The organism is Aquabacterium sp. (assembly GCF_049317225.1).
Taxonomy (GTDB): domain Bacteria; phylum Pseudomonadota; class Gammaproteobacteria; order Burkholderiales; family Burkholderiaceae_C; genus Aquabacterium.
The window spans coordinates 60,204-75,651 of record NZ_JBMOIR010000002.1; the positions used below are offsets into that span (position 1 = coordinate 60,204).

General features: G+C 62.1%; 12 protein-coding genes and 1 riboswitch. Of the genes, 4 read left to right on the plus strand and 8 right to left on the minus strand.

Features of this window, described 5'->3' with window-relative positions:
* Positions 1–32 precede the first annotated feature (32 nt).
* The 6 genes from ACOYNB_RS02270 to ACOYNB_RS02295 all read right to left on the minus strand — a co-directional run bounded on the left by ACOYNB_RS02270 (position 33) and on the right by ACOYNB_RS02295 (position 7,016).
* Positions 33–953 (minus strand): hydroxymethylglutaryl-CoA lyase, encoded by a 921-nt coding sequence (locus ACOYNB_RS02270; protein ID WP_422837496.1) that lies wholly within the window; start codon positions 951–953, stop codon positions 33–35.
* Between the two features lie 20 nt (positions 954–973).
* Positions 974–2,965 (minus strand): acetyl/propionyl/methylcrotonyl-CoA carboxylase subunit alpha, encoded by a 1,992-nt coding sequence (locus tag ACOYNB_RS02275; RefSeq protein WP_422837497.1) that lies wholly within the window; start codon positions 2,963–2,965, stop codon positions 974–976.
* Between the two features lie 2 nt (positions 2,966–2,967).
* Positions 2,968–3,753, minus strand: a complete 786-nt coding sequence (locus ACOYNB_RS02280) for an enoyl-CoA hydratase/isomerase family protein (RefSeq protein ID WP_422837499.1) — start codon at positions 3,751–3,753, stop codon at positions 2,968–2,970.
* A gap of 21 nt (positions 3,754–3,774) precedes the next feature.
* Positions 3,775–5,382 (minus strand): carboxyl transferase domain-containing protein, encoded by a 1,608-nt coding sequence (locus tag ACOYNB_RS02285; RefSeq protein ID WP_422837500.1) that lies wholly within the window; start codon positions 5,380–5,382, stop codon positions 3,775–3,777.
* 6 nt (positions 5,383–5,388) lie between these two features.
* The gene (locus tag ACOYNB_RS02290; protein WP_422837501.1) at positions 5,389–6,102 is read right to left on the minus strand and encodes a TetR/AcrR family transcriptional regulator; all 714 of its coding nucleotides are present in this window, start codon (positions 6,100–6,102) and stop codon (positions 5,389–5,391) included.
* Positions 6,103–6,227: 125 nt separating this feature from the next.
* Complete coding sequence (locus ACOYNB_RS02295; protein ID WP_422837502.1) at positions 6,228–7,016, minus strand: SDR family NAD(P)-dependent oxidoreductase; 789 nt, start codon at positions 7,014–7,016, stop codon at positions 6,228–6,230.
* Between the two features lie 267 nt (positions 7,017–7,283).
* Between ACOYNB_RS02295 and ACOYNB_RS02300 the strand changes: the two genes are divergently transcribed.
* The 4 genes from ACOYNB_RS02300 to ACOYNB_RS02315 all read left to right on the plus strand — a co-directional run bounded on the left by ACOYNB_RS02300 (position 7,284) and on the right by ACOYNB_RS02315 (position 13,413).
* Complete coding sequence (locus ACOYNB_RS02300; protein WP_422837503.1) at positions 7,284–8,855, plus strand: methyl-accepting chemotaxis protein; 1,572 nt, start codon at positions 7,284–7,286, stop codon at positions 8,853–8,855.
* Positions 8,856–8,890: 35 nt separating this feature from the next.
* Positions 8,891–10,822: a DNA helicase RecQ gene (recQ, locus tag ACOYNB_RS02305; RefSeq protein ID WP_422837504.1), complete on the plus strand. Its 1,932-nt coding sequence runs from the start codon at positions 8,891–8,893 to the stop codon at positions 10,820–10,822.
* Between the two features lie 273 nt (positions 10,823–11,095).
* Positions 11,096–12,160, plus strand: coding sequence for a porin (locus ACOYNB_RS02310; RefSeq protein WP_422837505.1), 1,065 nt, complete (start codon positions 11,096–11,098; stop codon positions 12,158–12,160).
* 167 nt (positions 12,161–12,327) lie between these two features.
* Positions 12,328–13,413: a porin gene (locus ACOYNB_RS02315; RefSeq protein WP_422837506.1), complete on the plus strand. Its 1,086-nt coding sequence runs from the start codon at positions 12,328–12,330 to the stop codon at positions 13,411–13,413.
* A 94-nt stretch (positions 13,414–13,507) separates the two neighbouring features.
* On the opposite strand, the gene metW is transcribed toward ACOYNB_RS02315, so the two are convergent.
* A complete protein-coding gene (metW, locus tag ACOYNB_RS02320) occupies positions 13,508–14,092 on the minus strand; it encodes a methionine biosynthesis protein MetW (RefSeq protein ID WP_422837508.1) in 585 nt (194 codons plus the stop codon).
* A 10-nt stretch (positions 14,093–14,102) separates the two neighbouring features.
* Complete coding sequence (metX, locus tag ACOYNB_RS02325; protein ID WP_422837510.1) at positions 14,103–15,266, minus strand: homoserine O-succinyltransferase MetX; 1,164 nt, start codon at positions 15,264–15,266, stop codon at positions 14,103–14,105.
* Positions 15,267–15,317: 51 nt separating this feature from the next.
* Positions 15,318–15,392: riboswitch (SAM riboswitch) on the minus strand.
* Positions 15,393–15,448 lie beyond the last annotated feature (56 nt).

The following is a 15,448-nucleotide window of genomic DNA, read 5'->3' on the forward strand; positions in this document are numbered from 1 at the left end:
AGCGATGGGAAAAGGAACGGGTCAGGCCCTCGTCAGGACGTTTGCCGCTTGGCCAGCAAGGCATTGCTGACGCGTGAAACCGGTTTGCGGCCCAACACGCCCGAGATGTAGGCGCCCGCATCAACCAATGCGTCCAGGTCAATGCCGGTCTGGATGCCCTGGCCGTGCAGCAGGTACACCACGTCTTCGGTGGCGACGTTGCCGGTGGCCCCCTTGGCGTAGGGGCAGCCACCCAAGCCGCCTACGCTGGCGTCAAAGGTGTGGATGCCCATCTCAAGGCAGGCATAGATGTTGGTCAGCGCCTGACCATAGGTGTCGTGGAAGTGACCACTCAACTCGGCCAATGGCACGTGCTTGAGGGCGCGCGCCATCACGGCCTTGACGCGGCCTGCTGTGCCCACGCCAATCGTGTCGGCCACGCCCACGTGCTGGGTGCCGATGTCGAGCAGGCGTTGCACCACCTCTTCGACGGTGTCCAGCGACACCTCGCCTTGATAGGGGCAACCCAGCGCGCACGACACGGCTGCGCGCACTTTCATGCCGTGCGCACGGGCCGCTTCGGCCACCGGGCGAAAGCGTTCGATGGACTCGGCAATGGAGCAATTGATGTTGCGCTGACTAAAGGCTTCGCTGGCCGCAGCAAAGATCACCACCTCATCGGCCTGGGCGGCCAGCGCACCCTCAAAGCCCTTCATATTGGGCGTCAGCACGCTGTAGCGCACGCCGGCCTGGCGCTGGATGCCGGCCATCACCTCGGCGTTGTCGGCCATCTGGGGCACCCACTTGGGGCTGACGTAGCTGGTGACTTCGATCTGGCGCAGGCCGGCGGCCTGCAGGCGGTGGACCAGTTCGATCTTGGCCGCAGCCGGAACAGGCTGCGATTCGTTTTGCAAGCCGTCTCGTGGGCCGACATCGACCAGGGTAACGTGAGTGGGGAAAGCAGTCAGGCTCATGGTGTGATCTCGTGAGGGTGTCAGGCGGCCACATCCAGGCGCAGCAACTCCACGCCTTCGGCCACCTGATCGCCAACCCCGCACAGCACGGCCGATACCGTGCCATCGTGTGGGGCGGTCAGGGTGTGCTCCATTTTCATGGCTTCGGTCACGGCGAGCGCATCCCCCTGTTTCACGGACTGGCCGGCCTGCACCAGAATCGCCACCACCTTGCCGGGCATCAGCGCGGTCAGACGGCCCGATCCGGCGCCGCTGGTATCCCCTTGATGCAAGGGGTCCACCCGTTGAACCCGGGCATGCCCGGCCGGGGTGAACACATCCAGATCCTGACCATGTCGGTACACACTCAGGCGCAGCCGTTGACCGTGCACGTCGGCGTCCAGCACCGGCCCGTCAGATAGGCTGAAGGGGCGCACAGACACCTTGACCGCATCCCAGCTCAGTTGCCAGGTGCCGTCGGCCTGCACGGTCTGAATCACTCGCAGGGACTGTCCGTCGACATGCAGGCGAATCTCCCGGCGGGCCTGGCCGTGCAGTCGCCAGTGATCCGGGTGCGACCAGGGGTCGGCACCGGCTTGATGGGTCTCGTCGCTGTGCAGGCGCAAGATGGCGCCCGCGACCGTGTGTTCGATGGGCAAGGGCGGGCCCTCAAACAAGGCCGCATGTTCACGCTCGATCAGGGCGGTGTCCAGCTGGGCTTGCGAGAACGAGCGGGTGGCCGCCACGCGTCTCAGGAAGCTCACGTTGTGGCTCAGACCGGTGATGTGCAGGTCGGCCAGCGCGGCGTCCAGCCGTGCCAGCGCGGCGCTGCGGTCTTCGCCCCACACGATGAGCTTGGCAATCATCGAATCGTAGTGCGGGGTGATGGCATCACCTTCACGCACGCCGCTGTCCATGCGTACCGGGGCCACCGCAAAGCTTTGGTGTGCAGGGGCGCGCAGGACTTGCAAGGTGCCTGTGGCCGGCAAGAACTGTTGCGCCGGGTTTTCGGCGCAGATGCGGGCTTCGATGGCATGGCCCGAAAAACGGATGTCGGCTTGTGTCAGCGGCAGGGGCTCACCGGCCGCGACCCGCAGTTGCCACTCGACCAGGTCCAGGCCCGTGATGGCCTCGGTGACCGGGTGCTCGACCTGCAGGCGGGTGTTCATCTCCATGAAGTAGAACCGGCCATCTTGCTCGCAAATGAACTCGACGGTTCCTGCTCCCACATAGCCCACGCTGCGCGCGGCGGCCACCGCGGCTTCGCCCATTTGTGCGCGGCGCTCGGCGGTCATGCCAGGAGCAGGGGCTTCTTCCAGCACCTTCTGGTGGCGGCGCTGGACCGAGCAGTCGCGCTCACCCACATGCACGTAGTGCCCGTAGGTGTCGCCAAACACCTGGATTTCAATGTGGCGGGGCTGGGTGACATAGCGTTCGACCAGCACATGCGCACTGCCAAAGCTGGCCTGCGCCTCGCGCTGACACGAGGCCAGGGCCGCCGCAAAGTCCGAGGGCTGATGAACGGCGCGCATGCCCTTGCCGCCACCTCCTGCACTGGCTTTGATCAGCACGGGGTACCCCATGCGGTCAGCTTGCGCTTGCAAGAAGGCAGGGTCCTGGTTGTCTCCGTGGTAGCCGGGCACCAGGGGAACACCCGCCCGCTCCATCAGTGCCTTGGCGGCCGACTTGCTGCCCATGGCTGCGATGGCCGATGGCGGTGGGCCGATGAACACCACACCGGCGTCGTGGCAGGCTTGTGCAAAGGCATTGTTCTCGCTGAGGAAGCCATAGCCGGGGTGGATGGCTTGGGCGCCGGTGGCCACAGCGGCAGCCAGGATGCGATCGGCGCGCAGGTAGCTGTCTTGCGGGCGGTTGCCGCCAATGTGCACGGCTTCATCGCACATCGCTACATGGCGCGCAGACGCATCCGCATCCGAGTAGACCGCCACGGTCCGGATGCCCAGGCGTCGGGCGGTGGCCGCGACACGGCAGGCGATTTCACCGCGGTTGGCAATCAGGATCTTCTGAAACATGGTCACTCACCTTGCTGCCATGGCGGCACGGATTTGTTCAGGAAAGCGTGCAAGCCCGCGCGCCCTTCTTCGCTGGCACGGAGATCGGCAATGTGCCGGGCGGTCTGGTCACGCAAGGCAGGGGTGATGGCCTGGCCCGCAATGTCGCCAATCAGTTGCTTGCCCGCCCGCACGGCCTGTGGGCCATTGCTCACAATCGTTTGCACCAGCGTGTGCACCCGCTCGTCCAGGGCATCCGCGTCCACCACCTCGTGCAGCAGGCCCAGCGCATGGGCCTGGGTGGCGTCAAAGCGCTCGGCGGTCAGGAAGTAACGCCGTGCGGCACGCTCACCGATCGCCCGCAACACATATGGGCTGATCGTGGACGGGGCCAATCCCAGTCGTGCTTCCGACAAGGCAAAGCCCGCCGCATAGGTGCCGATGGCGATGTCGCAAGCGGACACCAGTCCCACCCCGCCGCCATAGCAATCTCCCTGTACGCGGGCAATCACCGGCACCGGGCAGCTGGCAATGGCCCACAGCATGTCGGCCAGGCGGGTGGCGTCGGCGTGGTTCTCGTCCCACGTGTAGCCCGCCATGTCATGCATCCAGTTCAAATCGGCGCCTGCGCAAAACGCCTTGCCATGCGCGCCCAGCACCACCACACGCAGCCCCGGTGTTTGCGCCAGTTGGCGGAAGCACTGGGTGAGGTCGGCAATGGTGCCGGCGTCAAAGGCGTTGCGCTGGTCGGGGCGGTTGAGCCACACGTGCGCCACGGTGCCTTCATGGCGGAAATCGAGGGTCGACATGCTGAGGTCCTCTGGATGGGCTTACATGCGGAACACGCCAAAACGCGTGTCGGGGATGGGGGCGTTGAGCGCAGCGCTCAGGGCCAGACTCAGCACGCGGCGGGTGTCGGTGGGGCGGATCACGCCGTCATCCCACAGTCGGGCCGAGGCGTAGTACGGGTGCCCCTGCGCCTCGTATTGCGCGCGGATGGGGGCTTTGAAGGCCTCCTCGTCATCGGCCGACCAGGTGCAGCCTTTGGCTTCGATGCCATCGCGCTTGACGGTGGCCAGCACGCTGGCAGCCTGTTCTCCGCCCATCACGCTGATGCGGGCATTCGGCCACATCCAGATGAAGCGAGGATTGAAGGCGCGGCCGCACATGCCGTAGTTGCCGGCGCCAAACGAGCCGCCGATGATCACCGTGAACTTGGGCACCTGCGCACACGACACGGCGGTCACCATCTTGGCGCCTGCGCGGGCAATGCCTTCGTTTTCGTACTTGCGGCCGACCATGAAGCCTGTGATGTTCTGAAGGAACACCAGCGGGATCTTGCGCTGGCAGCACAGCTCGATGAAGTGCGCACCCTTGTTGGCGCTTTCAGAGAACAGGATGCCGTTGTTGGCAATGATGCCCACGGGCATGCCTTCGATGTGCGCGAAGCCGCAGACCAGGGTGTTGCCATAGCGGGCCTTGAACTCGTCGAACTCCGAGCCATCGACCAGGCGGGCAATCACTTCGCGCACATCAAACGGTTTGCGGGTGTCGGTGGGGATGATGCCATTGAGCTCTTGTTCGTCGTACGCCGGTGCGCGCGCAGGCAGCAGTGCCAACTCGGGCTGTTTGCGCCAGTTCAGCCGGGCCACGGCCTGCCGCGCCAGGGCCAGGGCGTGGGCATCGTCGCGAGCCAGGTGGTCGGCCACGCCCGACAGGCGCGTGTGCACGTCGCCGCCGCCCAGGTCTTCGGCCGTCACCACTTCACCGGTGGCGGCCTTCACCAAGGGCGGCCCACCCAGAAAGATGGTGCCCTGATCGGCCACGATGATGGTCTCGTCACTCATGGCCGGCACGTAAGCACCGCCTGCTGTGCACGACCCCATCACCACCGCGATTTGCGGGATGCCGGCCGCACTCATGTTGGCCTGGTTGTAGAAGATGCGCCCGAAGTGGTCCCGGTCGGGAAACACCTCGTCCTGATTGGGCAGGTTGGCGCCACCCGAGTCCACCAGATAAATGCAGGGCAGGCGGTTCTGCTGCGCAATTTCCTGGGCGCGCAGATGCTTCTTGACGGTCAGCGGGTAATACGTACCGCCTTTGACCGTGGCGTCGTTGCAGACGATCATGCACTCGACGCCTGACACGCGCCCGATGCCCGCGATCACGCCTGCGCAAGGCGAGGCGTTGTCGTACACATTCAAGGCCGCCAGCGGAGCGACTTCCAGAAAGGGCGAGCCGGCATCCAGCAGTTGCTCGACCCGATCACGGGGCAGCAGCTTGCCGCGTGACAGGTGCTTGGCGCGCGGGCCTTCACCCCCGCCTTGGGTAATCTGCGCCCATTGCGCTTCCAGGTCTGCCACCAGGGCGTGCATGGCGCTTGCGCTGTCCTTGAAGGCTTCGCTGCGCGGATTGAGTTGGCTCTCGATGACGGGCATGGCAAATCAGGCCTGCGAGGGCAGGTCGGCAGAAGAAGATGGGACGCGGGCCAGGGCCGCACTGACCTCGTCGCGCAGACGGGTCAGGGCGGACATGGTGGCGTCGCGTGGTTGCAGGGCGCTCCACAGCAGCTCGGTCAACTGATCGGCGGTGGCGTTGATGTCGGGGCGTTTGGCGGATGCGATGGCGTCCCAGAGCACATGCTCCATCGAGCCGTACACCAGCGCTCTCAACAGGCGCAACGGCATGTCGGCACGCACCAGCCCCTGTGTCTGGCCCGCTGCCAGTGCATCCATCAAGGGGGCGGTGTAACGGCGCTTGCAGGCGGCAATGGCTTCAGACAGTTCAGGCTCTGCCGCCCGACCTTCGCCAAGCACCAAGGCGCACATGCCGGACCCATCGGCCAGCAGGGTCACCAAGTGGGCTCGCACGACATGGTGCAGCTTGGCATGGACACTGGGCAAGGGCGGGACGTCCCGCTCGAGCTCACTGCTGAGCTCGTCATACCAATGCGTGATGACCTGAATGCACAACTCACGCTTGCCTGCGAAGTAGGTGAACACCGTGGCTTCGGAGACCCCGGCGGCTTCCGCAATTTGCGCCATCGTGGCGCGCTGGTACCCGCATTCGGAAAACACGCGTCGGGCCGCACTCAACAATTCGTGGAGACGGGACTGCGAGCGGGCGCTGCGGGAGGGAAGTCGCTGGACGGTGGGCACAATGAATTTGAGTCTGACTCAGTTTGTTTTCATCATGCCGCGCCCTATCCGTCTTGAAGAGCAGGGCTAACCCTCAAATTCACTTAGCCACTCAATGGCGTTGAATTTTGAGTTTGACTCAGCTTTCAGCGTGGCGCCATGCGCAACGAGGCATCCAGTCGAATCACCTCGCCATTGAGGTAATCGTTTTCAACGATGTGGCGGACCAAGGCAGCGAACTCCTCCGGCTGCCCCAATCGGGAGGGGTGCGGTACCGTGGCGGCCAGCGAGGCCTGCGCGGCTTCGGGTAGGCTGGCCATCATGGGGGTCATGAACACGCCTGGCGCAATGGTCATGACCCGGATGCGATCCCGCGCCAACTCGCGCGCCGCAGGCAAGGTCATCGCCACCACGCCACCTTTGGAGGCTGCGTAAGCCACTTGACCAATCTGGCCGTCGAAGGCGGCCACTGACGCAGTGTTGATGATCACCCCGCGCGAAGCCAGCGCGTCGCGCCCCTCAGGCTCAGGTGATTGCAGCATGGCGGGCACGGCCAGTCTCATCATGTTGAAGCTGCCCATCAGGTTGACGGTCAGAGCGCGCTGAAACGAGCTCAGTCGGTGCGGGCCTTCTCTCCCTTGCAGCTTCTCCACCACCGCCACACCCGCAGCATTGACCAAGGCGTCCAGTCGGCCAAAGCGTGACATCGCGGCCGCGACCGCTTGTTCGGCCTGGGTCTCGTCGCTGACGTCGGTTTCTTGCCAGTGCCAGCGCAGCCCCTCGGGGTCTGCTTGACGCAGTTGGCTCTCAGGGCGTGGTGCGACACGGTCGGCGACGATCACGCGCGCCCCCTGTTGATGCGCCATGTTGGCGACCGCCTCGCCCAGACCCGAACTTCCCCCAGTCACCAGGACCACGCATTCAGCCAGCTTCACGACACGACTCCTTCTCACATGTGTTGGGCGGCAGTGTGAGCCCATGAAGCGGGGTACGGCAGCCGTTCAAACCCCAAGCTGTGCCACTGAATGAATGGAAATTCAGTCAATTCGCGTCATTTATGCGTCAATCTACTGGGTGTGTTCAAGTTTGTTTAACAGAAGCCGATAGGCCTTCATGGATACCGGAGGCGCTGGTCTGGGGAGGCTGGCGCATGTGTCGTTCCGGTGCGTTGCCCCTGCAGTACAAAAACACAAGGAGCATCCATGCGACTGGATCAATTCAAAATCGGCGTGCGCGTGGCCGCACTGGCCATCAGCTTGCTGCTGGGCATGGTGCTCATGGGGGGATTGGCGTGGCAGGTGCACCGCGCGGATGTGACGCAATTCGAGTCATGTGGCCAACATGCCGCCGACTTTGAGAAGGCCGTCAACCTGGCGCGCGAGGTCCAGGTGACCTTCAAAATTCAAATTCAAGAGTGGAAAAACTTGCTGCTTCGGGGGGGAGACCAAGCCGCCTTCGACAAGTACAAAGGCGCCTTCATCAAAGAAGGTGACAAAGCGCAGAATCAGCTCAAGGAACTTTCTGCGCTGTATGCGCAGTTGGCACTCGATCCCGCACCGTTGACTCAGGCGCAGGCCGCCTTGTCGACGCTGAGCCAGCAATACATGGAGGCGCTGAAACATTACGCCGTCGCCGATGCGGATCAGAGCGCGCATGTGGTCGACAAGCTCGTCAAAGGCAAGGACCGCCCGCCCACCGAGCAACTGGACAAGCTGGTCGTGACTGTCATGGCGGCCGCCCAGCAAAGCCGTGAGACCGGTGTCGATGAAATGCACGCTCGCGGTCAGTCGGCGGCTGTGAAGTTGCTGGTCATCTTGGCGGCGTTTGTGGGGTTGGGTGTGGCGCTGAGCGTGATCATCATGCGCAGCATCACGCAGCCTTTGCAGGCCGCCGTGGCGGTGGCGCAGGACGTGGCCGACGGTCGGCTGGGACGGCGCCTGGATCAAAGCGGCTCCGATGAGGTGAGTTTGCTGAACGGAGCCTTGAGTCGCATGAACGACAGCTTGCTTGGGGTGGTGTCTCAGGTGCGTGAGGCGTCTCAAATGGTGGCGCATGCAGCCAAGGAGATCGCATCGGGCAACATGGATCTGTCGTCCCGCACCGAAACACAGGCGTCCAACCTGCAGCAAACCACAGCGACGATTGAGCAGTTGTCGACGGCGGTTCGCCTGAGTGCAGAACACGCCGAGCAGGCGCAAACATTGGCTGCCCGTGCTAGCGAAGTGGCCGAACGAGGTGGCTCCGCCGTGAATGACGTCGTCCAGACCATGCAGGACATTCAGGCCAGCTCACGCAAGATGGCAGAAATCATTGGCGTCATTGATGGCATTGCATTCCAGACCAACATCCTGGCCTTGAACGCCGCCGTCGAGGCTGCACGCGCTGGCGAGCAGGGGCGGGGCTTTGCCGTCGTCGCCGCTGAAGTGCGGTCGTTGGCGCAGCGCAGCGCCACGGCCGCCCGCGAAATCAAGACCCTGATTGACGACAGCGTGGCGCGTGTCGAGCGTGGCTCGGGCTTGGTTGACGGTGCCGGGCAGACCATCGCCGATGCCGTCAATGCCGTGCGGCATGTGCGTGACGTGGTCTCAGAGATCACGGCCACCACACGCCAGCAGGCGATGGACATCGATCAGGTCAGCCAGTCTGTCGGGTCGATTGACACCGTCATGCAGCAAAACGCAGCATTGGTCGAACAAGCTGCCGCCGCGGCAGCGTCGCTGGAGCAGCAAGCTCAGGCGCTTCAAAATTCCGTCGCCTTCTTTAGAGAAGCCTGAGTTGGGCGCCCATCGCCCTCACGAGCGATGGGGGGATGATCTCGGGCAGACGAGCGCACAATGGCGGACTTCGTCCTTGCCTTTGCGCGTTTCGTCGCGTCCTTGCCTCCATCGTGTCTGTCGTTTCGTCTCAGCCTCAGGCCATCCTTCAGGAAGTCTTCGGCTACACCGCATTTAGAGGGCAGCAACAGGCCATCGTTGACCATGTGGTGGCTGGTCACGACGCACTGGTCCTGATGCCCACCGGCGGCGGGAAATCCTTGTGCTACCAGGTGCCCGCGATCGCGCGTCACCGTGCCGGCTTGGGGGTGACCTTGGTTGTGTCTCCCCTCATTGCCTTGATGCACGACCAGGTCGGGGCCTTGGAAGAGGTGGGGGTGCATGCAGCATTTCTAAATAGCACCCTCACGCTGGATGACACGCAGCGCATCGAGCGAGAACTGATGTCAGGGCGACTGGTCTTGCTCTATGCCGCTCCTGAGCGTGTGACGAATCTGCGCTTTCAGGCGCAATTGGCCAGCCTGTATGAGCGCGGCTTGTTGAGTCTGTTTGCCATTGACGAAGCGCATTGCGTCAGCCAGTGGGGACACGATTTCCGGGAGGACTACCTCCAACTCAGCGTCCTGCATGAGCGCTTTCCGGATGTCCCGCGCCTGGCCTTGACCGCCACCGCCGACGATCAAACCCGTGCCGACATGATCGAGCGCCTGGATCTGCAGTCGGCCAGGGTCTTCATCAGCAGTTTTGATCGTCCCAATATCCGCTACACCTTGGTGGAGAAAGACAACCCGCGTCAGCAACTCCTGCGCTTCATCCGCGACGAACACGACGGTGATGCGGGCATCGTGTACTGCCAGAGTCGCCGAAAGGTGGAGGAAACGGCGGAATGGTTGTCGCAGCAGGGGATCTCGGCCTTGCCTTATCACGCAGGGTTGGATGCCGCAGTTCGGCAGCGCAATCAAAACCGCTTCCTCAGAGAGGATGGTTTGGTCATGGTGGCCACCGTGGCCTTTGGCATGGGCATCGACAAGCCCGACGTGCGGTTTGTTGCGCACCTTGACCTGCCCAAAAACATCGAAGGCTATTACCAGGAGACAGGTCGGGCTGGGCGGGATGGTCTGCCGGCCGATGCCTGGTTGACCTATGGCTTGGCCGACGTGGTGAACCAGCGCCGGATGATCGACGAGAGCCCTGCGTCAGACGAGTTCAAGCGCATTCAGCGCGGCAAGCTCGACGCCTTGCTGGCCCTTGCTGAGGCGCATGACTGCCGCCGGGTGCGGTTACTGGACTACTTTGGTGAGGCCAGTCAGCCTTGCGGCAACTGCGACAACTGCCTGCACCCGCCCGCCACGTGGGATGGCACGGAGGCTGCCCGCAAATTGCTGAGTTGCATCTACCGGTTTTGGCAGCACGGGCAGCAACGATTTGGCGCTGGGCACCTGATTGACGTCTTGCGCGGCAAGCACACCGACAAGGTGGCGCAGTACGGGCACCAGACCTTGAGCACGTTTGGCATCGGCGCAGACTTGTCCGACAACCATTGGCGAGCGGTTTTGAGGCAATTGGTCGCTCTTGGGTATGTCGTTGCCGAGGGTGAGTTCAATACTTTGGCGCTCACAGATGGCGCGCGAGCGGTCTTGAAGGGGGCGGTGCAGCTGACCCTGCGAGAGCCGACCGAGGCACCCAAGCGGACTCGCGGCCGGACTCCCCAATCTGGTGCAAAGGCAGCCATGCTGGCCGATCTGACTGGCGACGCATTGGTCAGATTTGGTGAGCTCAAAGCGTGGCGTGCGGAAGTGGCACGCGAACACAATTTGCCTGCCTATCTGGTGTTTAACGATGCGACGCTGGCCGACATGGCTCGAACGGTTCCGCAGACGCTGGGCGAGTTGGCGCAGATCAGTGGGGTTGGTGCCAAAAAGTTGCAGGCCTACGGGGAAGCCATTCTGCAGGTGATGGGGCGGTGACCCGCTGACTGCCGACGCCTGGAGACATCGAGCCACGGCAATGTGTCGGCGTGATGACGTTGGGCTGCGTTGAGGTCTTGTGTCGGCACTTCAACATGAGTTTTGTTGTGTGGCGACTACAAAAAAGGCGGGAAAACCCACCTGCAGGTGTGCACGCATCTTGCTTCTAGTGCACTTGTTGGAATTTCCGTCCCACAATGATCTCAACGATTCACGAGCCCCACCTTTGGTTGTGAATCGGTTCAGATTCGTTCATCTCAACAGGAGAACTTGATGATTGCTAAGAAATCCCTGGTGGCCGTGGCCGCTCTGCTGGCTGCTGCTGGCGCTGCTCAAGCTCAATCCAGCGTCAAGCTGTATGGTCTGGTCGACATGGGCGTTGCTTCGCTGGAAGGCGCACACGACAAGGGTGATTCCGGTCGTACGACCCAAGTGACCAGCGGTGCCATGACCACCAGCTTCATCGGCTTTGCCGGTGTGGAAGATCTGGGTGGCGGTCTGAAGGCCGAGTTCACTCTGGAATCGTTCTTGGCAGGTGACACCGGTGTTGCCGCTGGCTACATGGCCAACAAGGCTGGTGGTTTCTGGAGCCGTGCTTCGAGCGTTGCTCTGAGCGGTGGTTTCGGTCGTGTGGCTCTGGGTCAGTACGACAACCCCCTGTTCACCGCTGGTTACACCTACAACCCCTTCGGTAGCTCGATGGTCGTGTCGCCCACCATGCGTCACCTGAACTACGTCGGTCAACGTGGCGACGGTAAGTTCGGCGTTGGTTTCGACACCGGCTGGGTGAACTCGGTGACCTATGAGTCCCCCAACCTGCAAGGTTTCAACGTGGTGGCTCAGGCTGCTCTGAAGGAAGCCGCTGGTTCCTCCACCAAGAACAGCTACACCTTGGCTGGTTCGTACAACGCTGGCCCTCTGAGCGCCATGCTGACCTACGTGAAGGCAGGCTACACCAGCGCCAACACCGCTTACCCATCTGACCAAAAGGTTTGGAACCTGGGCGCCAGCTACGACTTGGGCGTTGCCAAGACTTTCCTGCAGTACACCGACGTGAAGACGACTCGCGTTGCAACGGCTGATGCTGACAACAAGGACAAGATCTGGCAACTGGGCGTGTCCGTTCCTCTGAACGACAAGGCTGCCGTGCTGGCTTCGTTCGGTCAGAGCAAGTTCAAGACTGCAGGCTCTGACTCCATCAAGAACGAAGTGTTCTCGGTGGGTTATGACTACGCTCTGTCGAAGCGCACTGACGTGTACGGCGCATTCATGAATGAGCGTCAAACCGACCTGGAATCCGGTCAATCCGTGGCCATCGGTATCCGCCACAACTTCTGATCATCACCTGATCTGATTTGTGCATAAAAGGCGCCCTTCGGGGCGCCTTTTTCGCTTTCTGGTGCATAACTTCTCTCAAATCACTGAATCTGGCTGGCATGAAAACTGCGTAACTGTATACAGTTCACCATCTTGGCGAGTGAACAGTTTCCTCATTAGGAGTTCGCATGTCTTTCAAGAAATCACTGATCCCCGCTGTTGTTGCTTTGGGTTTTGCCGCGACAGCATCTGCGCAAAGCACTGTGCAGGTTTATGGTGTGGTTGATCTGACCTTGGGTTCGTATCAGTACAGCGGCACCAAAGGGAGCGCTGACAATTCGCGCATGACCAAGGTCGATGGCAACCAGATGGTCACGAGCTATCTGGGCCTCAAGGGGGTGGAAGATCTGGGCGATGGTCTGAAGGCCGGCTTTGTTCTGGAGTCCTTCCTGCGTCCGGACACTGGTGCCTCGGGCCGCAACGATGCCTCCGTAGGCAAGACGCAAGCAGATACGTTCTGGAGTCGTGCGGCCAACTTGTACCTCCAGGGCGGCTTTGGTAAGGTCACGCTGGGTCGTCAGATCGCGTTGCCCTATCTGCAAACTGTGCAGTTCAACCCCTTTGGCGGCTCGTTTGGCCTCGCGCCCGCTGTGCGTCTGACCTATGGCAAGTGGGGCAATGACAAGGCGGACTCGGGCTGGAGCAATGCGATCAGCTACACCACGCCCAATCTGTCGGGTTTCACTGCCACGGTGCTGGCTGAAACAGGCGAGCAGGCCGACAAGAGCGAGCGCCCCAGCTACGCGTTGGCGGCCAACTACACCTCAGGTCCTCTGGCATTGGCGGCTTCGTGGCAAACCGTGGGCTCTGCCGAGGCGCCGAAGCTGGACTTGACCAAGGGTCAGCGCCAAACCTTCGGTTTGATCAACGCTTCGTACGACGCTGGCGTTGCCAAGTTCTTTGGTGAATATGGCCAGATCGAAAACCATGGCTACACCGGCACGAATGGCATGCACACGTCGCTGTATCAAGTCGGTGCGTCGATCCCTGTGACCGCCACGGGCAAGGTGCTGGCCTCATATGGTGCAAGCAAGGAAAAAGCTGCGCACGGTGGTACCGCCAAGAGTGTGATGCATTCCATCTTCACTGTGGCCTACGACTACAACCTGTCCAAGCGCACGGATGTCTATGCCGCCATCATGCTGGACGATGAAAAGCAGTCCGGCTACAAGAATGGTGAATCCTATGTCCTGGGTCTGCGCCACGCGTTCTGACCCGCACATCATCTGACCATCTTCGTGTGGTCAGATGTCCTCGCTCTTTGGTTGATTCAGATGTTTGCGGCGTCCTGTGTGGACGCCGCTTTTTTCAAGCGCGGTCGAACTTGAAGACCGCGGTGCTGGCCATCAGATTTGGCCATTGGTCGACCCGACGCCCTTCGTGCCACCCAAATGATTCCAGGATGTGCAGGCCGTTCTTGCGTGCCAGCACTTCAAAGTCCGCAAAGGTCGACACACGGATGTTGGGTGTGTCGTACCACTGATAGGGTAGGGTCTTGGTGACGGGCATGCGGCCCCGCAGCACGCTGAACCGATGCGGCCAGTGCGCAAAATTGGGGAAGCTGACGATGCCCTGCCGACCCACCCGTGCGGTCTCGCGCAGCATGGCTTCGGTATTGCGCAAATGCTGCAGGGTGTTGAGTTGCAGCACCACGTCGAAGCTGTTGTCTTCGAAGATGCTCAGGCCTTCTTCCAGATTGCGCTGGATGACGTTGACGCCGCGCTGCACGCAGGCCAGCACCTTGTTGTCGTCCAACTCCACACCGTAACCTGTGCATTGACGGGTGTCTCGCAGCAACGCCAACAGGGCGCCATCGCCACAGCCCAGGTCCAGTACGCGCGAGCCCGGGGGGATGAGCTGCGCAATCACATGATGCAGATGGGTTTCACTCATGTCGCGCTCCTCAGTCGGCCGTCAGTTCAGAGTGGATGCGCTCAAAGTAGGCGCGCACCACGTTGTGGTACCGAGGGTCATCGAGCAGGAAGGCATCGTGGCCATGGGGGGCATCAATCTCGGCGTAGCTGACGTCGTGGCGGTTGTCGACCAGGGCTTTGACGATCTCGCGTGAGCGGGCTGGCGAGAAGCGCCAATCGGTCGTGAAGCTGACGACGAGGAACTTGGCCAGGGCCTGTGCCATGGCCGCAGACAGGTTGCCGCCATGTGTGCGGGCGGGATCGAAGTAGTCGAGCGCGCGGGTGATCAGCAAGTAGGTGTTGGCATCGAAGTAGTCGCTGAACTTGTCGCCCTGGTAGCGCAAGTAGCTTTCGACCTGGAACTCGATGTCCTGGGTGCTGTAGTGGGGGGCGCCTCCCAACTCACGTCCGACCATTTCGCGGCCGAACTTCTCTTCCATCACATCGTCCGACAAGTAGGTGATGTGCCCGATCATGCGGGCCACACGCAGGCCGCGGCGGGGGACCACGCCGTGCTCGTAGAAGTGACCGTGATGAAAGTCCGGGTCGGTGATGATGGCGCGGCGGGCCACCTCGTTGAAGGCAATGTTCTGGGCCGACAGGTTGGGTGCCGTGGCCACGGCCACGCAGTGCTTGACGCGCTCAGGGTGTTGCAGCGTCCAACTCAGGGCTTGCATGCCACCCAGACTGCCACCCAGTACGGCTGCCAGTTGTTCGATGCCCAGGCGATCCAGCAGGCGGGCTTGGGCATTGACCCAGTCTTCTACGGTTACGACCGGGAAGTCGGCGCCATACAGTTTGCCCGTGTCGGGGTTGGTGTGCATCGGGCCGGTCGAGCCAAAGCAGGAGCCGGGGTTGTTGATGCCGATGACGAAGAACTTGTCGGTGTCCAGCGGCTTGCCGGGGCCGATCATGTTGTCCCACCAGCCCTGGCTTTTCGGGATGGGCTGACCTTGCTCGTCTGCATGCAGGCCTGCGACATGGTGCGAGGCATTGAGCGCGTGGCAGACCAGCACCGCGTTGCTGCGGTCGGCGTTGAGTCGCCCGTAGGTCTCGTAGACCAGGGTGTAGTCCTTGAGCACCGAACCGCTCTGCAGCGGCAGCGGGGTGCCAAAGTGCATGGAGGCAGGGGTCACAACCCCGAGAGAAGACATGACGCTACGACGTTCAAAACAATAAAAAAACCGGCCTCGCATCAAAGCAGGGGCCGGTCAGCAGCGCCCTCTTTAGCGGAATTTCTTGAGCGCCCGCAATCCGGACAAATCGGCGCTATGTGTGGAAGTGTAGCGCCAAACCGCCACGATGAGGGGAAACATGCTGATGTCATGGGTTTGCC